At 64.1% G+C, this 23,201-nt stretch carries 22 protein-coding genes and 1 rRNA gene; 11 read left to right on the forward strand and 12 right to left on the reverse strand.

Annotated features, from left to right (window positions below):
* The first annotated feature begins 265 nt into the window (after positions 1-265).
* Genes ACSQ8Y_RS28230 through ACSQ8Y_RS28260 form a run of 7 tightly spaced genes read left to right on the forward strand, consistent with a single transcriptional unit; the run spans position 266 to position 8,563 of the window.
* Positions 266-1,471, forward strand: coding sequence for an FAD-dependent monooxygenase (locus ACSQ8Y_RS28230; protein WP_436269691.1), 1,206 nt, complete (start codon positions 266-268; stop codon positions 1,469-1,471).
* 11 nt (positions 1,472-1,482) lie between these two features.
* Positions 1,483-2,208, forward strand: coding sequence for a DsbC family protein (locus ACSQ8Y_RS28235; RefSeq protein ID WP_436269692.1), 726 nt, complete (start codon positions 1,483-1,485; stop codon positions 2,206-2,208).
* Between the two features lie 14 nt (positions 2,209-2,222).
* The gene (locus tag ACSQ8Y_RS28240; protein ID WP_436269693.1) at positions 2,223-2,681 is read left to right on the forward strand and encodes a (2Fe-2S)-binding protein; all 459 of its coding nucleotides are present in this window, start codon (positions 2,223-2,225) and stop codon (positions 2,679-2,681) included.
* A 10-nt stretch (positions 2,682-2,691) separates the two neighbouring features.
* Entirely contained in the window at positions 2,692-4,944 is a 2,253-nt protein-coding gene (locus tag ACSQ8Y_RS28245) for a molybdopterin cofactor-binding domain-containing protein (RefSeq protein ID WP_436269694.1), read from the forward strand.
* 3 nt (positions 4,945-4,947) lie between these two features.
* On the forward strand, positions 4,948-5,553 hold the full coding sequence (locus ACSQ8Y_RS28250; protein ID WP_436269695.1) for a nucleotidyltransferase family protein: 606 nt from the start codon (positions 4,948-4,950) through the stop codon (positions 5,551-5,553).
* Positions 5,550-7,379 carry a M61 family metallopeptidase gene (locus ACSQ8Y_RS28255; RefSeq protein ID WP_436269696.1) on the forward strand — a complete coding sequence of 610 codons (1,830 nt, stop codon included), beginning with the start codon at positions 5,550-5,552 and terminating at the stop codon, positions 7,377-7,379. The genes ACSQ8Y_RS28250 and ACSQ8Y_RS28255 overlap by 4 nt, the downstream gene beginning before the upstream one ends.
* Positions 7,379-8,563, forward strand: a complete 1,185-nt coding sequence (locus ACSQ8Y_RS28260) for a GGDEF domain-containing protein (RefSeq protein WP_436269697.1) — start codon at positions 7,379-7,381, stop codon at positions 8,561-8,563. Before ACSQ8Y_RS28255 ends, ACSQ8Y_RS28260 begins: the two co-directional genes overlap by 1 nt.
* A gap of 85 nt (positions 8,564-8,648) precedes the next feature.
* On the opposite strand, the gene ACSQ8Y_RS28265 is transcribed toward ACSQ8Y_RS28260, so the two are convergent.
* The 8 genes from ACSQ8Y_RS28265 to rpe all read right to left on the reverse strand — a co-directional run bounded on the left by ACSQ8Y_RS28265 (position 8,649) and on the right by rpe (position 15,621).
* Positions 8,649-9,206: an energy transducer TonB gene (locus ACSQ8Y_RS28265; RefSeq protein WP_436269698.1), complete on the reverse strand. Its 558-nt coding sequence runs from the start codon at positions 9,204-9,206 to the stop codon at positions 8,649-8,651.
* Positions 9,207-9,226: 20 nt separating this feature from the next.
* Complete coding sequence (trpC, locus tag ACSQ8Y_RS28270) at positions 9,227-10,027, reverse strand: indole-3-glycerol phosphate synthase TrpC (protein WP_436269699.1); 801 nt, start codon at positions 10,025-10,027, stop codon at positions 9,227-9,229.
* 10 nt (positions 10,028-10,037) lie between these two features.
* Positions 10,038-10,772: a LysE family translocator gene (locus ACSQ8Y_RS28275; protein ID WP_436269700.1), complete on the reverse strand. Its 735-nt coding sequence runs from the start codon at positions 10,770-10,772 to the stop codon at positions 10,038-10,040.
* A gap of 10 nt (positions 10,773-10,782) precedes the next feature.
* A complete protein-coding gene (gene trpD / locus ACSQ8Y_RS28280) occupies positions 10,783-11,841 on the reverse strand; it encodes an anthranilate phosphoribosyltransferase (RefSeq protein WP_436269701.1) in 1,059 nt (352 codons plus the stop codon).
* Positions 11,842-11,939: 98 nt separating this feature from the next.
* Positions 11,940-12,503: an anthranilate synthase component II gene (locus ACSQ8Y_RS28285; protein WP_436269702.1), complete on the reverse strand. Its 564-nt coding sequence runs from the start codon at positions 12,501-12,503 to the stop codon at positions 11,940-11,942.
* Position 12,504: 1 nt separating this feature from the next.
* Complete coding sequence (gene trpE, locus ACSQ8Y_RS28290; RefSeq protein WP_436269703.1) at positions 12,505-14,001, reverse strand: anthranilate synthase component I; 1,497 nt, start codon at positions 13,999-14,001, stop codon at positions 12,505-12,507.
* Between the two features lie 217 nt (positions 14,002-14,218).
* Positions 14,219-14,956: a phosphoglycolate phosphatase gene (locus ACSQ8Y_RS28295; RefSeq protein WP_436269704.1), complete on the reverse strand. Its 738-nt coding sequence runs from the start codon at positions 14,954-14,956 to the stop codon at positions 14,219-14,221.
* Positions 14,956-15,621, reverse strand: coding sequence for a ribulose-phosphate 3-epimerase (gene rpe / locus ACSQ8Y_RS28300; RefSeq protein ID WP_436269705.1), 666 nt, complete (start codon positions 15,619-15,621; stop codon positions 14,956-14,958). The genes ACSQ8Y_RS28295 and rpe overlap by 1 nt, the downstream gene beginning before the upstream one ends.
* A 142-nt stretch (positions 15,622-15,763) precedes the next feature.
* Between rpe and apaG the strand changes: the two genes are divergently transcribed.
* Positions 15,764-16,138 carry a Co2+/Mg2+ efflux protein ApaG gene (apaG, locus tag ACSQ8Y_RS28305; RefSeq protein ID WP_436269706.1) on the forward strand — a complete coding sequence of 125 codons (375 nt, stop codon included), beginning with the start codon at positions 15,764-15,766 and terminating at the stop codon, positions 16,136-16,138.
* Here the strand turns inward: apaG and ACSQ8Y_RS28310 are convergent.
* Entirely contained in the window at positions 16,135-16,266 is a 132-nt protein-coding gene (locus ACSQ8Y_RS28310; protein WP_436269928.1) for a hypothetical protein, read from the reverse strand. The genes apaG and ACSQ8Y_RS28310 overlap by 4 nt on opposite strands.
* A gap of 52 nt (positions 16,267-16,318) precedes the next feature.
* On the opposite strand from ACSQ8Y_RS28310, the gene mltA reads away from it, so the two are divergent.
* Positions 16,319-17,545 carry a murein transglycosylase A gene (mltA, locus tag ACSQ8Y_RS28315; RefSeq protein ID WP_436269707.1) on the forward strand — a complete coding sequence of 409 codons (1,227 nt, stop codon included), beginning with the start codon at positions 16,319-16,321 and terminating at the stop codon, positions 17,543-17,545.
* Positions 17,546-17,572: 27 nt separating this feature from the next.
* Here mltA and ACSQ8Y_RS28320 read toward each other — a convergent pair whose 3' ends face one another.
* A complete protein-coding gene (locus tag ACSQ8Y_RS28320) occupies positions 17,573-18,016 on the reverse strand; it encodes a universal stress protein (RefSeq protein ID WP_436269708.1) in 444 nt (147 codons plus the stop codon).
* A 49-nt stretch (positions 18,017-18,065) separates the two neighbouring features.
* Positions 18,066-19,307, reverse strand: coding sequence for an MFS transporter (locus ACSQ8Y_RS28325; RefSeq protein ID WP_436269709.1), 1,242 nt, complete (start codon positions 19,305-19,307; stop codon positions 18,066-18,068).
* A gap of 115 nt (positions 19,308-19,422) precedes the next feature.
* On the opposite strand from ACSQ8Y_RS28325, the gene ACSQ8Y_RS28330 reads away from it, so the two are divergent.
* The gene (locus ACSQ8Y_RS28330) at positions 19,423-20,199 is read left to right on the forward strand and encodes an enoyl-CoA hydratase (protein WP_436269710.1); all 777 of its coding nucleotides are present in this window, start codon (positions 19,423-19,425) and stop codon (positions 20,197-20,199) included.
* Here ACSQ8Y_RS28330 and hisC read toward each other — a convergent pair whose 3' ends face one another.
* Complete coding sequence (hisC, locus tag ACSQ8Y_RS28335; protein WP_436269711.1) at positions 20,200-21,270, reverse strand: histidinol-phosphate transaminase; 1,071 nt, start codon at positions 21,268-21,270, stop codon at positions 20,200-20,202. It abuts the gene before it with no gap.
* Between the two features lie 385 nt (positions 21,271-21,655).
* On the opposite strand from hisC, the gene ACSQ8Y_RS28340 reads away from it, so the two are divergent.
* Positions 21,656-23,186, forward strand: a 16S ribosomal RNA gene (locus ACSQ8Y_RS28340).
* The last annotated feature ends 15 nt before the right edge of the window (positions 23,187-23,201 follow it).

Consider the following 23,201-nt stretch of genomic DNA (forward strand, 5'->3'; position numbering starts at 1 on the left):
AGAACTATAGCAGGCCTGAACGCATTTGCAAGGGTCTTTTGGGCATTGTTGGCCGATGGCGGATGGTGCTCTCCCACGGCCGCAGTGCTATTTATACAGGATCGTCTGCACGGTCTTGTCGCCTCATTCCTGGCGTATGCCGTCTACGGACCGGCGAAATGGATTCCCGCTTTCGCGGAATGACACGGTGGCGGCGATGGCGGCGGGGACGCATCCGCAGGCCGCCGCCGCTACATTCGCAGGCCGCCGCCGCTATAATGGCCGGATGACTAGTCCAATTTCTCCCACCGACATCTGCATCGTCGGCAATGGCGCCATCGCCAAGACGGCGGCGCTCGGATTTGCCCAGGCGGGACAGAGCGTCACCCTGCTCAGCCCTCCGTCCGCTCCCGCATCCGCCAGCCCGGCGCCGCAAGCCAGCTGGGATGTGCGCGTCTACGCGCTGAACCACACGGCCAACAACTTGCTGTCGTCCCTGAAAGTCTGGGGCGCACTGGACGCCGCGCGCGTGGCGCCGGTCGATGCGATGCTGGTCAACGGCGACGGCGTGCAGCCCGGCGGGCTGGCTTTCGACGCCTACGGTGCGCACACCGGCACCCTGGCCTGGATCGTCGAGGATCGTAACCTGAACCAGGCGCTGGACGCCGCGCTGCGCTTCGCCAGCAACGTCACCACCGTCAGCGGCCGCGCCATCGGCCTGCGGCAAGGCGCCGACGATATCACTGTGCTGCTGGAAGGCGGCTCGGCCATCAAGGCCGAACTGGTAGTGGGCGCGGACGGCGCCGATTCGTGGGTGCGCGGCCAGTGCGACATCGGCCTGGACTACCGCGCGTATGGACAGAACGCCATCGTGAGCAACTTCCATTGCGAACGTCCGCACCACGGTGCGGCGCAGCAGTGGTTCACCGGCGCCGACGGCACCGTGGCGCTGCTGCCGCTGCCGGGCAATCTGGTGTCGCTGGTCTGGTCCGCGCCGGACGCGCTGGCCGAGCGGCTGCGCGGCGAGTCGGCCCAGCAGCTGGCCGACCGCCTGGCGGTGTACGCGCAGGACAAGCTGGGCAAACTGACGCCGGTGCAGCCGGAACTGGTGCGCGGCTTCCCGCTGCGCCTGATGCGTCCGCACGCCATGGTGGCGCAGCGCGTGGCGCTGGTGGGCGACGCGGCGCACGTGGTGCATCCGCTGGCCGGCCACGGCATGAACCTGGGCTTCGCCGACGTCGAGCAGCTGGTCCGCACCGTCAATGAGCGCGAGCCGCAGCGCGGCCTGGGCGACGAGCGCGTGCTGGCGCGCTACGCGCGCGCGCGCAAGGAGGACGTGCTGCTGATGCAGTTGGCCACCGATGGCCTGGACCGCCTGTTCGGCACCGACTTGGAGCCTTTGCGCGTGGTGCGCAATTTGGGATTAAACTTGCTGGACAAATTGCCGGTCCTGAAACGCCGGCTGATTTCCCACGCACTTGGAAAGCAGTAACCGGAGCCCTTATGAAATTCAGCAAGACCGCATTATTATTCGCATCCACCCTGATGGCCTCCTGCGTCGGCGCGGAAAACCCGACCGAAGCCAGTATCAAGAAAGCCATCGAGCCGCGCCTGGGCACCGGCGTCAAGGTGGACTCCATCAAGGAGACCCCTTACGCAGGCTTGTACGAAGTGCGCATCGGCGAGGAAATCCGTTACACCGATAAAACCGGCAGCTATCTGATCGTCGGCCACGTGTTCAACCTGAAAACGTCGGAAGACCTGACCCAGGCCCGCATCGACGACATCAACAAGATCAAGTTCTCCGACCTGCCGCTGGAAATGGCGCTGAAAACCGTGAAGGGCAACGGCAAGCGCGTGATGGCGGTGTTCGAAGACCCGAACTGCGGCTACTGCAAGCGCTTCCGCCAGCAGGCGCTGAAGGACGTGGACAACGTCACCATCTACACTTTCATGTACAACATCCTGTCCGAGGATTCGTTCACCAAGTCGAAGAACATCTGGTGCGCGTCCGACCGCAACAAGGCTTGGGACGACTGGATGGTGTCGGGTAAATCCGCACCGGCTGCGCCGGCCGGCTGCAACACGCCGAACGAGCAGGTGCTGGCGCTGGGCCAGAAGCTGCGCATCAACGGCACGCCGAATATCTTCTTCGCCGATGGCAGCCGGGTGCCGGGCGCCATCGATATCAAGACGCTGGAATCCAAGTTGTCCTCCACTAAACAATAAGGGGAAGTGCCCACATGATCACGTTGAACATCAATGGCAAGGACGTACAGGTCGATGCCGATCCCTCCACGCCGGTCCTGTGGGCCTTGCGCGACAATCTGAATATGACGGGCACCAAGTTCGGCTGCGGCATGGCGCTGTGCGGCGCCTGCACCGTGCACATCGACGGCCAGCCGACTCGTTCCTGCATCACGCCGATTTCGGCGGTGGCCGGCCAGAAGATCACCACCATCGAGGCGATGGAGGGCGACGCGGTGGGCAAGGCGGTGCAGGACGCGTGGGTCAAGCACGACGTGCCGCAATGCGGCTACTGTCAAAGCGGCCAGGTGATGAGCGCGACAGCGCTGCTGCGCACCAACAAGGCGCCCACCGATGCCGATATCGATAGCGCCATGGCGGGCAATATCTGCCGCTGCGGTACCTATCAGCGCATCCGCGCCGCCATCAAAGACGCCGCCAAAACCATCGCCTAAGGGGAGCACCATGCGTACAGAATGGTTGAATCAAGGGATGGACCTGGGCGCTGCGATGAGGACCCCAGATGGCGTATCAAGCACGCTGTCGCGCCGCTCCTTCATGAAGGCCGGCGCGTTTGCCGGAGGCGGCCTGGTGCTGGGCTTCTTCGTCGGCGGGGGCAACAAGATGGCGCGCGCGGCCGAAGCGGCGGCGCCGGCCAAGGTGTTCGAACCCAATGCTTTCCTGCGCATCGCGCCGGACAATACGGTGACCGTGCAGGTGAACCGGCTGGAGTTCGGCCAAGGCGTGCAAACATCGCTGCCCATGCTGATCGCCGAGGAACTGGACGCGGACTGGGCGCAGATGCGCGGCGAACTGGCCGACGCGGGCGAACAGTACAAGGACCCGGCCTTCGGCATCCAGATGACCGGAGGTTCCGGCACCATCGCGCACTCCTATATCCAGTACCGCGAAATCGGCGCCAAGGCGCGCGCCATGCTGGTGTCTGCCGCTGCCGCCGAGTGGAAGGTCAGCCCGGACCAGGTGCGCACCTCGAAAGGCATGCTGATCGGTCCTTCCGGGCAGCAGGCCAAATACGGCGCCTTCGCCGAGGCGGCCATGAAGCAGCCGGTGCCCGCCACGGTCAAGCTGAAAGACCCGAAGGACTTTGTCGTCATCGGCCAGCCCGTCAAGCGCCTGGATGCGCGCGCCAAATCGAGCGGGACGCAGCAGTTCGGCATGGACTTCAAGCCGGCCGGCACCAAGGTCGCGCTGGTGGCGCGGCCGCCGGTGTTCGGCGCCAAGGTGGCCAAGCTGGATGCCAGCAAGGCCAAGGCCATCCCGGGCGTCATCGCCGTGCTGGACGTGGCGACCGACCGCGGTGGACGCGGTGTCGCCGTGATCGCGGACGGCTACTGGCCCGCCAAGCAGGGGCGCGAAGCGCTGGTGCTGGAATGGGACACGAGCGCGGTCGAGAAAGTCAGCACCGCCAAACAGATGGCCGAGTACAAGGCGCTCGCGCAAAAGCCGGGCTTGCCGGTGAAGACGGCCGACATGTCCAAGCTGGCCAAGGCCGCGAAGAAAGTCACCGCCGTCTACGAGTTCCCTTACCTGGCCCACGCACCGATGGAACCGCTCAACTGCGTCATCGACCTGAGGGCGGACGGCTGCGAAGTGTGGGCCGGCTCGCAGTTCCAGACGCTGGACCAGATGGCCATCGCTCGCACGGCAAACCTGAAGCCGGAGCAGGTGACCTTGCACACCATGATGGCGGGCGGCGGTTTCGGCCGGCGCGCCGTGCCGACGTCGGACTACCTGGTGGAGGCGGCCAACGTGGCGCTGGCCTACAAGGCGGCCGGCAAATCCGGTCCGCTGAAGGTGATCTGGAGCCGCGAGGACGATATCCGTGGCGGCTATTACCGTCCCTCGCACGTGCACCGCGCGGAGCTGGGCTTCGACGCCAAGGGCAATCTGCTGGCCTGGAACCACAGCATCGTCGGCCAGTCCATCATCACCGGTTCGCCGTTCGAGCCGATGATGGTGAAGAACGGCGTCGACGCGACGATGGTCGAAGGGATGGGGGAGCCGTACGAACTGCCGATGAACCTTACCGTCCACAACGCCAAGGCCAATGTGCCGGTGCTGTGGTGGCGTTCCGTGGGCTCGACCCACACGGCTTTCGTGATGGAGACGCTGGTCGACGAAGCCGCGCATGCCGCCAGGATGGACCCGGTGGCCTACCGCAAAAAGATCATCGATGCGAAGCACGCGCGCCATCACGCGGCGCTGGACCTGGCGGTCGCCAAGTCCGGCTACGGCAAGAAGACGCTGCCGAAAGGCCAGGCATGGGGCGTGGCGCTGCATGAATCGTTCGGCACCGTGGTGGCCTATGTGGTCACCGCCTCGGTCAAGGGCGGCGTGCCGCATCTGCACACGGTAACCGCCGGCGTGCACTGCAATACGGCGGTTAATCCGATGACCATCGAGGCGCAGGTGCAGGGGGCCGTGCTGATGGCGGTCGGCACCACGCTGCCGGGCGCCGCCATCACGTTGAAGGACGGCGTGGTGGAGCAGCAGAACTTCGGCGACTACGTGGTGGCGCGCATGCCGGACATGCCGGCGGTGGAGGTGCACATCGTGCCCTCGACCGATGCGCCGACCGGCATGGGCGAACCGGGCTTCCCGCCGCTGGCGCCGGCTTACGCCAACGCCATCTTCAAACTTACCGGCAAGCGCTTGCGCAAGCTGCCCTTCGACCTGGCCAAGACGGCCAAGGCCTAGGGTTTGACCGTCACCGGCATCCTGCTGGCTGCCGGAAGGGGCCGCCGCTTCGACCCTTCCGGCCGGCGCAACAAGCTGCTGCAAACACTGGGCGCGGAGGACGACAGCGGCGGCCCTGGTTCCGCCGTTGTCGTGCTCAGCGCGCGCCACCTGCTGGCCGCGCTGCCGCGCGTGGTGGCCGTGGTGCGGCCCGGTGCTGAAGCGGTGGCCGCGCAGTTGCTGGCGCTGGGCTGCGAACTCACCACCTGTCCGCTAGCGGACACCGGCATGGCCGCCTCGCTGGCGCACGCCATCGGCCGCGCCCGCGAGGCCGATGGCTGGGTTGTCGCGCTGGGCGATATGCCCCATGTGCAGCCATCTACAATACAATCACTGAAAACCGCCCTGGAACAAGGCGCAGGCATTGCCGCGCCCATGTACCGGGGCCAGCGCGGCAACCCGGTCGGGTTCAGCCGCCGCTACCTGCCGCAGTTGCTGGCGCTGGAGGGCGACCAGGGCGCGCGCGGCATATTGAAGCATTCTCCGGTGACGGAGCTGGACGTGGACGACATCGGCATCCTGCAGGACGTCGACACGCAGGCCGACCTGCACCCCAAGGACAACACATGAAGAAGACCGACATCGCAAAGAAACCCGCCAGGAATAACGGCATCAGCTACGCCATCGTCGGCAAGGACCTGGCCGGGCATATATTCGAAGTGACGCTGACCGTGGAGCATCCGGCGCCCGAAGGCCAGCTGCTGGCGCTGCCGGCCTGGATACCGGGCAGCTATATGATCCGCGAGTTCTCGCGCAACATCGTGCGCATCCGCGCCGAGTCGGGCGGCCAGGCCGTCAAGCTGGCCAAGCTGGACAAGCATTCCTGGCAGGCTGCGCCGGTGAGCGGCGTGCTGACCGTGGTGTACGAGGTCTACGCCTGGGACCTGTCGGTGCGCGCGGCGCACATGGACCAGACGCACGCCTTCTTCAACGGCACCAGCGTGTTTCTGCGCGTGGCCGGCCAGGAGGATGCGCAGCACGTGGTCGACATCCAGCGCCCGGCCGATCCGGCCGCCAAAACCTGGCGCGTGGCCACCTCGCTGCCCGAGCTGAAAGCCAAGCGCTACGGATTCGGCACCTACGCCGCCGCCAATTACGATGAGCTGATCGACCACCCGGTGGAGCTGGGCGACTTCGCGCTGGCCACCTTCAAGGCGCACGGCATTCCGCACGACGTGGTGATCACCGGCCGCGTGCCGAACCTGAACATGGCGCGCCTGTGCAGCGACCTGAAAGCGATCTGCGAAACGCAAATCGCCTTCTTCGAGCCGAAAACCAGGCGTGCACCCATGGACCGCTATGTCTTCATGACGATGGCCGTCGGCGACGGTTACGGCGGGCTGGAACACCGCGCCTCCACCGCGCTGATCTGCGCCCGGGCGGACCTGCCGACCACCGCCACGCCGAAAGGCGCGGACATCAGCGAGGGTTACCTGAAATACCTGGGCCTGTGCAGCCACGAGTACTTCCACACCTGGAATGTCAAGCGCATCAAACCCGCCGCCTTCGCGCCGTACGACCTGCAGGTGGAGAATTACACGCCGCTGCTTTGGCTGTTCGAGGGCTGCACCAGTTATTACGACGATTTGATGCTGGTCCGCGCCGGCATCATCGGCGAGCAGTCCTACTACAAGATGCTGGGCAAGACCGTGGGCGGGGTGCTGCGCGGCGCCGGACGCCTGAAGCAAAGCGTGGCCGATTCCAGCTTCGACGCATGGGGCAAATACTACCGCCAGGACGAGAATGCGGCCAATGCTATCGTCAGCTACTACACCAAGGGCTCGCTGGTGTGCCTGGCGCTGGACTTGACCATACGCGCCAAGACCGCCGGCAAGAAATCGCTGGACGACGTGATGCAGGCGCTGTGGCAGCGCTACGGCCGCGACTTCTATAGCGGCGCAGGCCGGGGCGTGACGCAGGCCGAAGTGGAGGCGCTGTGCGACGACATCAGCGGCGCCAGGCTGAAGACCTTCTTCGACAAATACGTGCGCGGCACCGAAGACCTGCCGCTGGCCAAGCTGCTGGCGCCGTTCGGCGTGAAGCTCAGCGACGAACGCAAATCGGCCAAGCCCAGCCTGGATGTAAACCTGGGCCGCGAGGGAGCGGACGCCAAGCTCTCCACCGTGCATGAAGGCGGCGCGGCGCACCAGGCCGGCCTGTCGGCGGGCGACCTGCTGGTGGCCATCGACGGTCTGCGCGTGACGCCGGCCGGCCTGGAGGCGCTGCTGTCGCGCTATGCGGTCGGCGCCAGCGTCGAAGTGCACGCTTTCCGGCGCGACGAGCTGCACGCGTTCCGAGTCACGCTGCAAGGCGACCGCGCACCGGGCGTGACGCTGACCTTGGCAGAAGCCGGCAAGAAGTCCACCGGCCCGTTGCGGCCTAGCGCGGTCCGCTGATGAACCCCTGGCCAGCCCAGGCCTTCCAACTGGATCTGCGGACCCTGTTGCTGATGACGACCGTGATGAGCGGCGTCATGAGCGTGGTGATGTATTCGGTGCACCGCAGTTTCCGGGGGGAGGTGCGAGGGCTGGAGCGCTGGTCGCTGGCCCTGGCGTGCCTGGTCCTGGCAGGCGGGATATTCACCCTGCGGGGCTGGCTGACGGACGGTATCGCGCTGCTGGGAGCAAACGCGCTGCTGTTCGCCGGCGTGGGCCTGACCATGATAGGAACGCAGGAATTCTTCGGGCGCCGGCCGAGCTGGCGCTTGTTTCACGGCGTGTGCGCGGTGGGCATCGTTCTGACAGCGTGGTGGCAGCTGGTGCAGCCGCATTTCGGCCTGCGGGTGGCGGTGTTTTCCTTCGCCGCCTTCATTTTCTATGCCGTACAAGTGTGGCTGGCGTGGCTGCACGGCGTGCGTCATTTTTCGAACTGCTTCTTCGGTGTGCTGGTGACGGTGCAGGCGCTGGTGGTGCTGGTGCGCGCGACGATTGCGATGTCGATCGATGCCGGCACCGAGGACGTGCTGCGCAACGGATCGATGGTCAATCTGTTCCTGGCGCTGGCCAATTTCATGTCGCTGATGCTGGCGATCGCCTTCATCATGATGGCGATGCGGCGCCTGCAGACCATACTCGAAGAGCGCTCCACGCACGACCCGCTGACCGGCGTGCTGAACCGGCGCGGATTCGACATCTTCTACAACAAGCAGCGCGTGCAACTGGGCCGCGAGGGCAGGCCACTGTCGCTGATGAGCATAGACCTGGATCATTTCAAGGCCATCAACGACCGCTATGGCCACGTGGTGGGAGACCGGGTGCTGGTGCAGATCGCGCATGTCATCAGCCAGGCGCTGCGCGAAAGCGACTACGTGGCGCGCTTCGGCGGCGAGGAGTTCGTGGTGCTGCTGCCGGACGCCGAGGTGCCGCGCGCGATGCTGGTGGCCGACCGCATCCGCGAGGCGCTGCGTCACGGCTGGGACGACCAGCTGCCACCCTGCACGGTGAGTATCGGCATCGGCACGCATGTGTCGCGGCAGGAGTCGCTCGACAGCCTGATCGGCCGCACCGACGCGGCGCTCTACCGCGCCAAGGAAAACGGCCGCGACCGCGTGGAGCTGGCCGGCACCGCCGAGCTGGCATGATGGGGTGTCATCCTCGCGCAAGCGGGTATGGTGTGCTGGACAGGTGGCGGCGCGTGGCCCGCCTTCGCGGGGCGGCACGCTGGGGCTATTGGACCGGCGCCAGCGTGCGCAGCTGGAAGCGGTAGTCCTTGTTGAATAAGAATGTCTCGCTGACGTCGAAAGTCTTGTGATGCGCGGGCATCAATTTTCCAGGTCTGGGGTAGGGCGCGGCGCTGCGCATCGCGGCGAGGGCGATGCCGCTGGCTTTCTGGTCGCGCGAACGCACCACGCGCAGGCTGGCGATGCCGCCATCGCGCTCGATCTTCACTTCCACCACCACGATGGACGTCAGCAGCGGCGGGATGGCGCCGGTGAAGGTGGCCGCCGGCGTCGCTTCGTTAATCTTGTGGGCCAACAAGCGCTTGTAGTCGTCCAGGTTATTGGCCGGCGGCCTGGCGGCAGGCAGCACCTGTTCGGTCGGCAAGGGCGTGCGGGGAATGTCGGCGGCTTTCACCGGTGGCTCGCGCCGGGGCGGTTCCTTGCCGCAGGAGGCCAGCAAAAGCGTGCCCGACAGCGCACACAACGCCGCACACAAGCGCACATACGCACGCGCCGGCAGCGGCGCCGCCAAGCCCGGCGCGGCGCGGTGCTGAAATCTGCCCATGGCGGGCCTCCGTTTGCTGGTTAGTTGAACAGGCGGCGCAACTCGGCGCCCGGGTCCGGCGCGCGCATGAAGGCCTCGCCCACCAGGAAACTGTGGACGTTCGCGTCGCGCATGCGCTTCACGTCTTCCCCGTTCAGGATACCGGATTCGGTGATCACCAGGCGCTCGGCTGGAATGCTGCCGAGCAGGTCCAGGGTGGTGGCCAGCGAGGTTTCGAAGGTGCGCAGGTTGCGGTTGTTGATGCCGATCAGATTGCTCTTCAGCTTCAGCGCGGCGGTCAGTTCTTCGCCGTCGTGCGACTCGATCAGCACGTCCATGCCCAGTTCGTGGGCGCAGGCTTCCATCTCCGCCATCAGGCCGTGATCCAGTGCGGACACGATCAGCAGGATGCAGTCCGCACCCATCGCGCGTGCCTCATAGATCTGGTACATATCGATCATGAAGTCCTTGCGCAGTACCGGGATGTCGCAGGCCGCGCGGGCCTGTTTCAGGTACGCGTCCGCACCCTGGAAGTAGTGCACGTCGGTCAGCACGGACAGGCAGGAGGCGCCATGCCTGGCGTAGCTCTCGGCGATATCGGCTGGCCGGAAGTCGGCGCGGAGCACGCCTTTCGACGGCGAGGCTTTTTTCACTTCGGCGATCACGCCGGCGTGGCCCGCCGCGATGTTCTTGCGCAGGCTGGCCTCAAAGCCGCGCAGATTGGCGCGCAGTTCGGCGTCGCCTTCCACTTCGGCGCGCAGGCTGGCCAAGCCGCGATGCTTCTTGGCGGCGGCCACTTCATCGGCCTTGGTGGCCAGGATTTTGTTCAGGATATCGGACATGGTCTTGCTTTCAGTGTTGTTCGGACAGCGCCAGGCGCGCACCGAGTGCCAGGAACAGGCCGCCCGTGACACGGTTCAGCCACAGCGCCACCAGCGGTTGGACTTTCAGGCGCGCGCTGGCGAAGGCGGTGAATACCGCCAGCCCGTTACACCACAACATGCTGTTGAAGTTGAAGATGCAGCCCAGGATCAGGAAAGCCAGCGCCTTGTTGGGCGCGTCGGCCGAGATGAATTGCGGTACGAAGGCCAGGAAGAACAGCGCCACCTTGGGGTTCAGCGCGTTGCTCAGGAAGCCTTGGACGAAGATGCGGCGGTAGGTCGGCATGTCATTCCGGATCGCCGAACCGCCGTCCGCGCGTAAGCTGTCATTCCCGCGCACGCGGGAATCCATACTCAGCATGGGCCGCATCGGCGAACCGTCCCGCCTGCGCGGCAACGACACGTCAGTATCATCCTTGAGCTTGGCCCGCAGCATGCCGATGCCGACATACGCGATGTAGGCCGCACCTATCCACTTCACGACGCTGAATGCCGTGGCGGAGGTGGACAGCAGCGCCGACAGGCCGACAGCGGCGGCGGTGACATGCACCATCGTGCCCGCACCGACGCCCAGCGCCGCGGCGCAGCCGGCGCGCCAGCCCTGGGTCGCGCTGCGCGCCATGATGAGCAGTGTATCCGGCCCCGGCATGATGTTGAGCAGCAGGCCGGAAACGATGAACAGCGTGAGGTCGTGTATGCCTAACATACAATTCCCCTTAATTGGCGGCGCCGAGCTGCTGCGTTACCGATACGAACTGCTCGACCTTGGCCAGCGCCGCGCCCGATGCAATCGCCGCGCGCGCCTTGGCCAGGCCGTCTTCGATGGAGGAGGCCACGCCGGCCGCGTACAGCGCGGTGCCCGCGTTCAGCGCCACGATGTCGTGCGCCGCGCCGGGTTCGCCGCGCAGCGCTTCCAGCATCTTGGCTTTCGATTCGGTGGCGTCGGCCACTTTCAGGTTGCGGCTGGCGATCATCTGCATGCCGAAATCCTCCGGATGGATTTCGTACTCGCGGATCTCACCGTTCACCAGCTCGCCCACCATGGTGGCGGCGCCCAGCGTCACTTCGTCCATATTGTCGCGGCCATACACGACGATGGCGTGCTGCGCGCCCAGGCGCTGCAGCACGCGCACCTGGATGCCGACCAGGTCCTCGTGGAACACGCCCATCAGGATGTTCGGTGCGCCGGCCGGATTGGTCAGCGGTCCCAGGATGTTGAAGATGGAGCGCACCCCCAGTTCCCGGCGCACCGGCGCCACGTGCTTCATGGCGGAGTGGTGGTTGGGAGCGAACATGAAGCCGATGCCGGTCTGCGCGATGGACTGCGCGATCTGCTCCGGCTTCAGGTTGATGTTGGCGCCCAGCGATTCGATCACGTCGGCCGAGCCGGACGAGGACGACACGCTGCGGCCGCCGTGCTTGGCGACGCGCGCGCCGGCGGCGGCGGCCACGAACATGGCGGTCGAGGAGATGTTGAAGGTGTGCGCGCCGTCGCCGCCGGTGCCGACGATGTCGAGCAGGTTGGTGGTGTCGGCCATCGGCACCTTGGTGGAGAACTCGCGCATCACTTGCGCGGCGGCGGCGATTTCGCCGATGGTCTCCTTTTTCACGCGCAGGCCCATGGTCAGGGCTGCGATCATCACCGGAGACATGTCGCCGGACATGATCTGGCGGAACAGGTGCAGCATCTCGTCGTGAAAAATCTCGCGGTGCTCGATGCAGCGCAGCAGCGCTTCCTGGGTGGTGATCTGGTGCGAAGCTTTAGGCGTGGGCATGGCGTTTCCTCTTCAATTCGTGTGAGCGCGGGACGGACTTCGGGCTAGGTCGCGGGGCTATGGCAGCGGGGCCAAAGTAGCGCCGCGCGCCCCCCGAATCAACGTTCCAGGAAGTTCTTCAGCAGCGCATGGCCGTGTTCCGACAGGATGGACTCGGGGTGGAACTGCACGCCCTCGATGTCGTATTCCTTGTGGCGCACACCCATGATCTCGCCGTCGTCGGTCCACGCCGTCACTTCCAGGCAGGAAGGCAGCGAGGTGCGTTCGATCGCCAGCGAGTGGTAGCGGATCACGGTGAAGGGGCTGGGCAGGCCCTTGAAGACGCCCACGCCGGTATGCGCGATAAGAGAAGTTTTGCCGTGCATGACCTGCTTGGCGCGGATCACCTTGCCGCCGAAGGCTTCGCCGATGGCCTGGTGGCCCAGGCACACGCCCAGTATCGGCTTCTTGCCCGCGAAGTGCTTCAGCACGTCGATGGAAATGCCGGCCTGCGCCGGGTCTTTCGGCCCGGGCGAGATGCAGATCCGGTCCGGGTTCATCGCCTCGATTTCAGCGATCGTGATTTCGTCGTTGCGGAAGGTGCGCACATCCTCGCCCAACTCGCCGAAGTACTGCACGATGTTGTAGGTGAAGGAGTCGTAGTTGTCGATCATCAGCAGCATCTTAGAACTCCCCATCCAGGCCATCTTGCACTTGTTCGGCGGCGCGCAGCACGGCGCGCGCCTTGTTTTCGGTTTCCTGCCATTCCATTTCGGGAATGGAGTCGGCCACGATGCCGGCGGCGGCCTGCACGTACAGCATGCCGTCCTTGATCACGCCGGTGCGGATCGCGATTGCCACATCCATTTCGCCGCCGAAGGACAGGTAGCCGCAGGCGCCGCCGTAGATGCCGCGCTTGGTGATCTCCAGCTCGTCGATCACCTCCATGGCGCGCACTTTCGGCGCGCCGGTCAGGGTTCCTGCCGGGAAGGTGGCGCGCAGCACGTCCAGGTTGGACATGCCTTCCTTCAGCGTGCCCTCCACATTGGAGACGATGTGCTGCACATGCGAGTACTTCTCGATCACCATGCGGTCGGTGACCTTGACGGTGCCGATGTCGGAGATGCGGCCCAGGTCATTGCGCGCCAGGTCGATCAGCATCACGTGTTCGGCGATCTCTTTCGGATCGGCCAGCAGTTCCTTGGCCAGCTCGGCGTCGCGTTCCGGCGTGCCGCCGCGCGGACGGGTGCCGGCGATGGGGCGCAGCGTGACCTTCTTCTGGCCGTCGGCCAGCGTCTCGTTGCGCACCAGGATTTCAGGCGAAGCGCCGACGATCTGCATGTCGCCGAAATTGTAGAAGTACATATACGGCGACGGGTTCAGCGAGCGCAGCGCGCGGTACAGGGTCAGCGGCGAGTCCACGTAGGGCTTGCGCAGGCGCTGGCCGATCTGCACCTGCATCAGGTCGCCGGCCATCACGTATTCGTGGGCCTTGGCCACCGCTTTCAGGTAGTCTTCCTTGTCGAAGTCGCGGATGGTTTCGGTGCGCACCGAGGCGGACGTCACCGGCGCGTCGACGCCGCGGCGCAGCAGGCCGCGCAGGTCTTTCAGGCGCTGGCGCGCTTTCGAGTACGATTCCGGCTGGCTGGTATCGGCGTACACGATCAGATAGAGCTTGCCGGAGATGTTGTCGATCACCGCCAGTTCCTCGGTCACCATCAGCTGGATGTCCGGCAGGTTCAGGTCGTCCTTGGGGGCGCCGCCGGCCAGCTTCTTCTCGATGTGGCGCACGGTGTCGTAGCCGAAGTATCCGGCCAGGCCGCCGCAGAAGCGCGGCATGCCGGGACGCAGCGCCACCTTGAAGCGCGACTGGTACTGCTCGATGAAGTCGAGCGGGTTGCCTTCATGCGTCTCGATGACGGCGCCGTTCTTGACGATTTCGGTCAGGTTGCCGTGGGTGCGCAGCAGCGTGGTCGCCGGCAGGCCGATGAAGGAGTAGCGGCCGAAGCGCTCGCCGCCCACCACCGATTCGAGCAGGAAGGTATTCTTGCCGTGGTTCTGTGATTGCGCAAGCTTCAGATACAGCGTCAGCGGGGTTTCGAGATCGGCGAAGGCTTCCGCGATCAATGGGATACGGTTGTAGCCTTGCGTGGCCAGCGATTTGAATTCGAGTTCGGTCATGTCTTCTCCATACCGCCAGATAGTATGTGGATGCGCAGATGTGCGGACGGAATACTGGCGGGGTAGTTCAAAAAACCTGTCGGCCGCAAAAATTCGGGCGACAGCAATCAACGGGGGCTAATTAGCCCAGGATTGCCAGCGTCGCCATAGCCAGGCCTCAATCGAGCCCTGGTGCGTGACATTGTGTCTTTTGTTGAGAAACATGCTGTGTTTAGGATCAGTTTGCTGGTTGGTTGTGCAAGCGTATCAAGTCGGCCGCGTGTAGCAGCGTGTCAACTATACCATCGGAATCCGTGTCGTGTATAGACTCGCCGTGATTGTAGCCGTACGGCACGGTCAGCACCGGGCAACCGGCCGCGCGCGCCGCTTGCGCGTCGTTCGAGGAATCGCCGATGGCCACCACCTGGGCCGGTTCCAGCGCGAAATCGCGGCACACCTGCAGCAGCGGCAGGGGGTGGGGTTTTTTGTGCGGCAGCGAGTCGCCGCCGTAGACCACCTCGAAATAGCCGGCCAGGCCTTTTTGCTCCAGCAGGGGCTTGGCGAAGGCGATGGGCTTGTTGGTGACGCAGGCCAGGCGCAGGCCGTGGGCCTTCAGCGCGTCCAGGCCGGCGGCCACGTCCGGATACAGCGCGCTATGGTTGCCGTTGATGTCGAGATAGTGGCGCTGGTAGGATTCCATCGCGGCGCTGAAGTGGTCGTCCACGCCGGCCGCGTCGAAATCGACCGCCAGCACCTGGCGGATCAGGTTCTCAGAACCTTTGCCCACCATCAGTTCGATCTGTTCGACCGCCAGCATCCGGCGCGCGCCGCGGCCGGCGAACAGCTCTTCGCGCATGCGGTTGATGGCGATGTGGAAATCCGGCATCGTGTGCAGCATGGTGCCGTCGAGGTCGATGATGGCGGCCTGCACGCCGCACAGCGGGCTGAAAGCGGGAGTAGGGGCCGCCGTCGTCATTACAGGCCCGCCAGTTCGGCGCGCATGGCGTCGATCACGGCCTTGTAGTCGGGCTGGCCGAAGATGGCCGAGCCGGCCACGAAGGTGTCGGCGCCGGCGCGCGCGGCGGCGGCGATGTTGTCGATCTTGATGCCGCCGTCCACTTCGAGCAGGATGTCGCGGCCGGAGTCGTCGATCAGGCGGCGCGCTTCGGCGATCTTCTTCAGCGCCTGCGGGATGAAGGACTGGCCGCCGAAACCCGGGTTGACCGACATGATCAGTATCATGTCGATCTTGTCCATCACGTGCTCCAGGTAGCTCAGCGGCGTGGCCGGGTTGAACACCAGGCCGGCCTTGCAGCCGTGGTCGCGGATCAGTTGCAGCGAGCGGTCGATATGGTCGGACGCTTCCGGGTGGAAGGTGATGATGTTGGCGCCGGCCTTGGCGAAGTCGGGAATGATGCGGTCCACCGGCTTGACCATCAGATGCACGTCGATCGGCACTTGCACGTGCGGGCGGATGGCCTGGCACACCAGCGGGCCGATGGTCAGGTTGGGCACGTAGTGGTTGTCCATCACGTCGAAGTGGATGATGTCGGCGCCGGAAGCGACGACATGGCGCACTTCCTCGCCCAGGCGGGCGAAGTCGGCGGACAGGATGGAAGGTGCGATGCGGAAGGTTGTCATGGATGGGCCTGCGATAAAAAGATGCGCTATTTTACGCTGACCCTTGCGTGCGCGCCGGATTTGCGGTGCAATGTCAGGTAGACGATAACAATTCGTTACGCTTGTCTAAAGTTTTACCTCAGAGTTTTATTAAGGATTGCCGATGGCCACTTATGAATTCACTGTTTCGGTCAGAACCCAGTATCTGCCCGAGCAGTCCGATCCCGAACGCACCAACTTCGTGTTCACCTATTCGATCACGATCAAGAACACGGGTACGGTGGCCGCGCAGCTGATTTCGCGCCATTGGGTGATCACCGACGCCAACAACCATACCGAGGAAGTGCGCGGCCTGGGCGTGGTCGGCCACCAGCCGCTGCTGCAGCCTGGCGAACAGTTCGAATACACCAGCGGTACCGCGCTGGCGACGCCGCAGGGCTCGATGGTCGGCGAATACTTCTGCGTGGCCGAGGACGGGCACCAGTTCGAAGCCAAGATTCCCGAGTTCGTGCTGTCGCTGCCGCGTACGCTGCACTAAGGCTGCTGGTCCGTGCCGGCGTCCGGCGCGGGCTTGGCCTTGGGCGCCGGTTTCTTCTTAGGCGGCAAAGTCCACCAGACAATGAACACCAGCAGGAACAGCGCCACGAACGCTTCCAACATCAACACCCACATATTCCAGCCCCCAATGTCATTTGAACGCAGTAGTTTAATCCTTTCCATGAGCGCCGTGGCGCTGGCGCTCGCCGCCTGTACTTCCCCGATGCCGCAGCAGCCTGTGCCGCCCGTGCGACCGGTACCGCCGGCGCAGCCGCAGCCCCCTCAGCCGCCGCAGCCGCCGGTGCAGCCGCCTCCGGCCAAGCCCGCCGCCATCCAGTTCCTTCCTTCCACCTTCTCGGCACTGCCGGGCTGGGACAGGGACGACCTGCGCGCCGCCTGGCCGGCCTTCATGTCGTCCTGCTCGGTGCTGGGCAAGCGCGCCGAGTGGAAAGAGCCGTGCGGCGTGGCGCGCCAGGTCAACGCCAATGACGAAAAGGCGATCCGCTTGTACTTCGAAAGCTTCTTCGAGCCGCAGCAGGTCATCGCACCGGACGGCGCCGACACCGGCCTGGTCACCGGCTACTATGAGCCGCTGCTGCGCGGCGCCCGCAAGAAGGGCGGACCCTACCAGACCCCGCTCTACAAAGTGCCGGAGGATATGCTCACGGTTGAACTGGCAAGCGTCTATCCCGAGCTGAAGGGCATGCGCCTGCGCGGCCGCCTGCAGGGGAAAAAGGTGGTGCCGTACTCGACCCGCGCCGAGATCGAGCGCGCCGACTTCAGCGGCAAGGAATTGCTGTGGGTGGACGATGCGGTGGAAGCGTTCTTTCTGCAAGTTCAGGGCTCCGGCCGCGTGCAGCTGACCGACACCCAGGAAACCGTGCGCGTCGCCTACGCCGACCAGAACGGCCACCCCTACAAGTCGATCGGCCGCTACCTGGTGGAGAAAGGCGAGCTGACGCTGGAGCAGGCCTCGGCGCAGGGCATCAAAGCGTGGATCGCCGGCCACCCGACGCGCCAGTCCGAACTGTTCAACGCCAATCCCTCGTACGTGTTCTTCAAGGAGGAGAGGCTGCCGGACCCGAAAGTGGGGCCGAAAGGCGCGCTGGGCGTGCCGCTGACGCCGCAGCGTTCGGTGGCGATCGACGCTTCGCAGTTGCCGCTGGGCGCGCCGGTGTTCCTGTCCACCACCCAGGCCAACAGTGATATCCCGCTGCAGCGCCTGGTGATGGCGCAGGACACGGGCGGTGCCATCCGTGGCGCGATCCGGGTCGATTACTTCTTCGGCTTCGGCACGGAGGCGTCCGAAAACGCCGGTCGCATGAAGCAGCGCGGCAGCGTCTGGGTGCTGATGCCCAAACAATTGCCGCCGGCCGCCGCTGGGCCGTTGACCCGTAAGGCCGGTTAGCGGGCCCTGCCTGCGCAAGCCGCCATGTCAGCGCAGCACCAGCACCGGCAATTCGGTATGCGCCAGCACTTTCTGGGTCTCGCTGCCGAGAAACAGCTTGTTCAGTCCCTTCCTCCCATGCGACGCCATCACGATGGCGTCGCAGCCATGTTTCTCGGCCGCCGCCACGATCTCCTGATACGGGCTGGGCGACAGCGCCACGATGCCTTCGCACGGCACATTGGCCGCGCTGGCCGCCGCGCGTACCCGGTTGACGAAGTCGCGCGCCGCGCCCTCCATCTTGTTTTCGTACACCTCGGCGTCCGGCGCCACCATGCCGCTGTCGCCTGCCAGCGTGACGAAGGGGAAGGGCTGGATCACGCTGATGGCGACGATGCGTCCGCCGTGCGCGCGCGCAAGGTCGATGGCCTGGGCCGTGGCCTTGTCGGATAAGGGCGAGCCGTCCGTGGGCAGCAGTATGTTCTTGAACATGGCGACCTCCAGAGCAAATATGCGATAGCTCAGTGTAGGCTTATTGACATTACCCTGGGCGCACGCTACGCAGCGGTTTGGACAGCAGCAGCGCGGCCGCCAGCATCACGCCGCCGGCCGCCACGCAGGCCATGCCGGTGCGCACGCCGTAGTGGTCGCCAAGAAAACCCGCCGCCAGCGCGCCCAGCGGTCCGGTGACGCCGGTCAGGAAGCGCATGGTGGAGATCACGCGGCCAGTGTATTCGTCCGGCGTTGCCATCAGGCGCAGGGCCATGAAGGGGATGAAGAACAGCATCACCGCGCAGTCGTACATGAATACCACCAGGCCATAGGCGGCCGCGCTGTAGACGGGGTCGCCGAACAGGCCGGCCGGAATCGCCGGCATCAGTGCGAAGCCGGCCACCGTGCCGCAGGCGCCGACCAGGAAAGTCTTGCCCGCGCCGTAGCGGCGATTGAGCCGTTTGACCAATACCGCGCTCAGCAGCATGCCCAAGCCGCCCAGCATTTGCGCGATGCCCAGCATGCCGGGCGTCATGCCCAATTCGCGCGTAGCCAGCAGGATCAGCAGCGCCGTGTAGCCAAAGAAGAAGAAATGCCACAGGGCGGCGCCCCAGGCCAAGGTGCGCAGCAGCGGCTGTTTCCAAATGAAGCCGAAGCCGGTGGCGATGTCGCGCAGCGGATGCTTGTCCGAGGGCACAGGCTGGGGCTCGAGCAGCTGGGTCTTGCGCAAATTCCATGCGGAGATGAAGAAGGTGGCCGCATCGAACAGGATGGCGACGGGCGCGGTCAGCCATTGGATCAGGATGCCCGCCAAGCCGGGCGCGGCCAGGCGCGACACCGAGTCGGTGGTGGTGAACTTCGATTGCGCGTCGATCAAGTGTTCGCGGCCCACCAGCAGGGTCAGGAAAATCTGCTCGGCGGCGCCGTTCAGCACGCCGCATGTGGCGAACAGGAAGGTGACCGCGTACAGCCAGGGCATGGACAGCATGCCCAGCCACCATGCCAGCGGAATGCTGGCCAGCAGCGACCCTTGCAGCAGCCGGCTGGTCAGCAGGATGGGCAGCTTGCGGCGGCGGTCCAGCCAGACCCCGGCGGGCAAAGCGAACACGGCGTACGGCAGTGCCTGGCAAGCGGCGATCAGGCCCATCTGCCCGGGTGTGGCGTGCAGCAATAGGGCGGAGCACAGCGGAATGGCCAGGGTGCTGATCTGGGCGCCAAAACTGTTCAGCACGCTGCTGAACCAGTAGCGGCGGAAGTCGGCGCTGCGCATCAGGGGATCGCTGGCGAGCATATCGCCAAGGTAGCGGCGGAGGGCGGAGGGGAGCAGGGGCATCGGTTGCAAATAATACCAGTGCCTTGCCAAGTAACGCTACAATCCTCCGATACCCGCTTATAAGGAGATCTCGATGCAATATGAAGACCTGATCGTGGAAACGCATGGCAAGGTGGCGCTGATCCGCCTGAACCGCCCCAAGGCGCTGAACGCGCTGAACGACCGCATGATGAATGAACTCGGCGACGCGCTGCACAAGTTCGACGCCGACCCGGACATCGGCTGCATCGTGCTGACCGGCAGCGAGAAGGCCTTTGCCGCCGGCGCCGACATCGCCGCCATGGCCGACTACACCTACCAGGACACTTACCGCGACAACTACATCACCCGCAACTGGGAGCACATCCTGAAGGTGCGCAAGCCCGTCATTGGCGCGGTCGCCGGTTTCACGCTGGGCGGCGGCTGCGAACTGGCCATGATGTGCGACTTCCTGATCGCGGCGGACACGGCCAAGTTCGGCCAGCCTGAAATCAAGGTCGGCGTGACGCCCGGCGCCGGCGGCACGCAGCGCCTGCCGCGCACCATCGGCAAGGCGAAGGCGATGGACATGCTGCTGACCGCGCGCATGATAGACGCGGCCGAGGCCGAACGCATCGGCCTGGTGTCGCGCGTCGTGCCGGCAGACAAACTGATCGAAGAAGTGCTAGCCGTTGCGGCCACCATCGCCGCCATGCCGACCTCGGTCGCCATGATGATCAAGGACGCGGTGAACCGCGCCTTCGAAACCACGCTGACCGAAGGGGTCGGTTACGAGCGCCGTCTGTTCCACGCGGCCTTCGGCACGCCGGCCCAGCGCGAGGGCATGCACGCCTTCCTGGAGAAACGCGCACCGAAGTTCGACGGCTTGTAATCAGTCCTTTGCGCTGCCGAGTATCTCGCGCAGCGCCGCATGCAGCAGTTCGCACTCGTCCGGCGTGCCGATGCTGATGCGCAGATGCCGCTCGGCGCCCGGCTGTTTCAAATGCCGCACCAGTATCGCGCGCTCGCGCAGGGCGGCGGCCAGCGTGGCCGCCTCGTGCTCCGGATGCTGCACGAACAGGAAGTTGGTGGCCGACGGCGTCACATCGAAGCCCAGTGCCGCCAGTTGCGCCGCCAGCAGTTCACGGCTGGCGATCAGCAGCGCGCGTTTTTCCTGGAAATACGCTTCGTCTTCGAGCGCCGCAGCCGCGCCCGCAATGGCAAGCCGGCCCAGCGGATAGGAGTTGAAACTGTTCTTTACGCGCTCCAGGCCGGCGATCAGGTCGGGATGGCCGATCGCATAGCCGACGCGCAGCCCAGCCAGCGAGCGCGACTTCGAGAAGGTGTGCACCACCAGCAGGTTGGGGTACTTCTGCACCAGAGGTATCGCCGTCTCCGCGCCAAAGTCGACATAGGCTTCATCCACCAGTACCACGCACTCGGGGTGGGCGGCGACCATGCGCTCCACCTCGGCCGAGGCCAGAGGCAAGCCGGTTGGCGCATTCGGGTTGGCAAAGACGATGCCGCCGGCGGGGCGGCCATAGTCAGCCGCCACGATGCCTTTTGCATGGTTCAGCGGCACAGCCTCGTAGGCGATGCCATATAAGCGGCAATACACCGGATAAAAACTGTAGGTCAGGTCCGGCATCAGGATGGGCAGTTCCTGGTCGAAAAAGGCATGGAAGGCGTGCGCCAGCACTTCGTCCGAGCCGTTGCCGGCAAATACCTGGGCCGCGCTCACCTTATAGTAAGCAGCCACCGCTTCTTTCAGGCGTGTCGCATCCGGATCCGGATACAGGCGCAGGCTGTCGCCGGTTTCGTCCCGCAGCGCCGCGAGCACGGCGGGCGACGGGCCATAGGGATTCTCGTTGGTATTCAGTTTGGTCAGCTTGGCGATGCGCGGCTGTTCGCCAGGTACATAAGGTGTCAGTTCCCGGATGCTGGGACTCCAGAGCTTGCTCATATCGATTCCGATAGTTAAGAATGTCGACAAGCATGCCACATTTGGCCTTGTCAGGTTGGAGGGGCTTTGCTATAGTTCTGTCCCCGCGCTGCTGAACAGTCACAGCGCAGGGTAGAGAAGGAAAAACGAGGGGTTGACGGCAGTAACGAACAGCCCCATAATCTTCCTTCTTCGCGGCTGACAAACAAAACGCTTTGTCAAATGCCGCAGATCTTTAAAAATTAACAGTTGATAAGTGTGGGCGTTTGGTGATGGAGCCCGCGGCGCAAGCCGCGACTCAAATTATTTAAACGCTCAACAAAAGAAATAAACGTGACCTTCGAAAGAAGGAATCGTCAGTTATTTTGAAGAGCGACCACGATAGCAATATCGTAAAACAGAGATTGAACTGAAGAGTTTGATCCTGGCTCAGATTGAACGCTGGCGGCATGCTTTACACATGCAAGTCGAACGGCAGCGCGGGGGCAACCCTGGCGGCGAGTGGCGAACGGGTGAGTAATATATCGGAACGTACCCAAGAGTGGGGGATAACGTAGCGAAAGTTACGCTAATACCGCATACGATCTACGGATGAAAGCAGGGGACCGCAAGGCCTTGTGCTCCTGGAGCGGCCGATATCTGATTAGCTAGTTGGTAGGGTAAAGGCCTACCAAGGCATCGATCAGTAGCTGGTCTGAGAGGACGACCAGCCACACTGGAACTGAGACACGGTCCAGACTCCTACGGGAGGCAGCAGTGGGGAATTTTGGACAATGGGCGCAAGCCTGATCCAGCAATGCCGCGTGAGTGAAGAAGGCCTTCGGGTTGTAAAGCTCTTTTGTCAGGGAAGAAACGGGTGGGGCTAATATCCCCATCTAATGACGGTACCTGAAGAATAAGCACCGGCTAACTACGTGCCAGCAGCCGCGGTAATACGTAGGGTGCAAGCGTTAATCGGAATTACTGGGCGTAAAGCGTGCGCAGGCGGTTTTGTAAGTCTGTCGTGAAATCCCCGGGCTCAACCTGGGAATGGCGATGGAGACTGCAAGGCTAGAATCTGGCAGAGGGGGGTAGAATTCCACGTGTAGCAGTGAAATGCGTAGAGATGTGGAGGAACACCGATGGCGAAGGCAGCCCCCTGGGTCAAGATTGACGCTCATGCACGAAAGCGTGGGGAGCAAACAGGATTAGATACCCTGGTAGTCCACGCCCTAAACGATGTCTACTAGTTGTCGGGTTTTAATTAACTTGGTAACGCAGCTAACGCGTGAAGTAGACCGCCTGGGGAGTACGGTCGCAAGATTAAAACTCAAAGGAATTGACGGGGACCCGCACAAGCGGTGGATGATGTGGATTAATTCGATGCAACGCGAAAAACCTTACCTACCCTTGACATGTACGGAAGCCACGAGAGATCGAGGCGTGCTCGAAAGAGAGCCGTAACACAGGTGCTGCATGGCTGTCGTCAGCTCGTGTCGTGAGATGTTGGGTTAAGTCCCGCAACGAGCGCAACCCTTGTCATTAGTTGCTACGAAAGGGCACTCTAATGAGACTGCCGGTGACAAACCGGAGGAAGGTGGGGATGACGTCAAGTCCTCATGGCCCTTATGGGTAGGGCTTCACACGTCATACAATGGTACATACAGAGCGCCGCCAACCCGCGAGGGGGAGCTAATCGCAGAAAGTGTATCGTAGTCCGGATTGTAGTCTGCAACTCGACTGCATGAAGTTGGAATCGCTAGTAATCGCGGATCAGCATGTCGCGGTGAATACGTTCCCGGGTCTTGTACACACCGCCCGTCACACCATGGGAGCGGGTTTTACCAGAAGTAGGTAGCTTAACCGCAAGGAGGGCGCTTACCACGGTAGGATTCGTGACTGGGGTGAAGTCGTAACAAGGTAGCCGTATCGGAAGGTGCGGCTGGATCACCTCCTTTCTAGAGTATGGCAAC

It is taken from the genome of Pseudoduganella sp. LjRoot289, from assembly GCF_964252925.1.
Taxonomy (GTDB): domain Bacteria; phylum Pseudomonadota; class Gammaproteobacteria; order Burkholderiales; family Burkholderiaceae_D; genus Rugamonas.

Bases quoted from the DNA above. Each gene is read 5' to 3' on its own strand.
- ACSQ8Y_RS28255 (WP_436269696.1), top strand. From the start codon at position 5,550: ATGAAGAAGACCGACATCGCAAAGAAACCCGCCAGGAATAACGGCATC.
- apaG (WP_436269706.1), top strand. From the start codon at position 15,764: ATGGCCACTTATGAATTCACTGTTTCGGTCAGAACCCAGTATCTGCCC.
- rpe (WP_436269705.1), bottom strand. From the start codon at position 15,621: ATGACAACCTTCCGCATCGCACCTTCCATCCTGTCCGCCGACTTCGCC.
- ACSQ8Y_RS28320 (WP_436269708.1), bottom strand. From the start codon at position 18,016: ATGTTCAAGAACATACTGCTGCCCACGGACGGCTCGCCCTTATCCGAC.
- ACSQ8Y_RS28235 (WP_436269692.1), top strand. From the start codon at position 1,483: ATGAAATTCAGCAAGACCGCATTATTATTCGCATCCACCCTGATGGCC.
- ACSQ8Y_RS28245 (WP_436269694.1), top strand. From the start codon at position 2,692: ATGCGTACAGAATGGTTGAATCAAGGGATGGACCTGGGCGCTGCGATG.
- ACSQ8Y_RS28260 (WP_436269697.1), top strand. From the start codon at position 7,379: ATGAACCCCTGGCCAGCCCAGGCCTTCCAACTGGATCTGCGGACCCTG.
- ACSQ8Y_RS28330 (WP_436269710.1), top strand. From the start codon at position 19,423: ATGCAATATGAAGACCTGATCGTGGAAACGCATGGCAAGGTGGCGCTG.
- ACSQ8Y_RS28325 (WP_436269709.1), bottom strand. From the start codon at position 19,307: ATGCTCGCCAGCGATCCCCTGATGCGCAGCGCCGACTTCCGCCGCTAC.
- ACSQ8Y_RS28230 (WP_436269691.1), top strand. From the start codon at position 266: ATGACTAGTCCAATTTCTCCCACCGACATCTGCATCGTCGGCAATGGC.
- trpD (WP_436269701.1), bottom strand. From the start codon at position 11,841: ATGCCCACGCCTAAAGCTTCGCACCAGATCACCACCCAGGAAGCGCTG.
- trpC (WP_436269699.1), bottom strand. From the start codon at position 10,027: ATGTCCGATATCCTGAACAAAATCCTGGCCACCAAGGCCGATGAAGTG.
- mltA (WP_436269707.1), top strand. From the start codon at position 16,319: ATGAGCGCCGTGGCGCTGGCGCTCGCCGCCTGTACTTCCCCGATGCCG.
- ACSQ8Y_RS28295 (WP_436269704.1), bottom strand. From the start codon at position 14,956: ATGACGACGGCGGCCCCTACTCCCGCTTTCAGCCCGCTGTGCGGCGTG.
- ACSQ8Y_RS28285 (WP_436269702.1), bottom strand. From the start codon at position 12,503: ATGCTGCTGATGATCGACAACTACGACTCCTTCACCTACAACATCGTG.
- hisC (WP_436269711.1), bottom strand. From the start codon at position 21,270: ATGAGCAAGCTCTGGAGTCCCAGCATCCGGGAACTGACACCTTATGTA.
- trpE (WP_436269703.1), bottom strand. From the start codon at position 14,001: ATGACCGAACTCGAATTCAAATCGCTGGCCACGCAAGGCTACAACCGT.
- ACSQ8Y_RS28265 (WP_436269698.1), bottom strand. From the start codon at position 9,206: ATGGGCAGATTTCAGCACCGCGCCGCGCCGGGCTTGGCGGCGCCGCTG.
- ACSQ8Y_RS28275 (WP_436269700.1), bottom strand. From the start codon at position 10,772: ATGTTAGGCATACACGACCTCACGCTGTTCATCGTTTCCGGCCTGCTG.
- ACSQ8Y_RS28240 (WP_436269693.1), top strand. From the start codon at position 2,223: ATGATCACGTTGAACATCAATGGCAAGGACGTACAGGTCGATGCCGAT.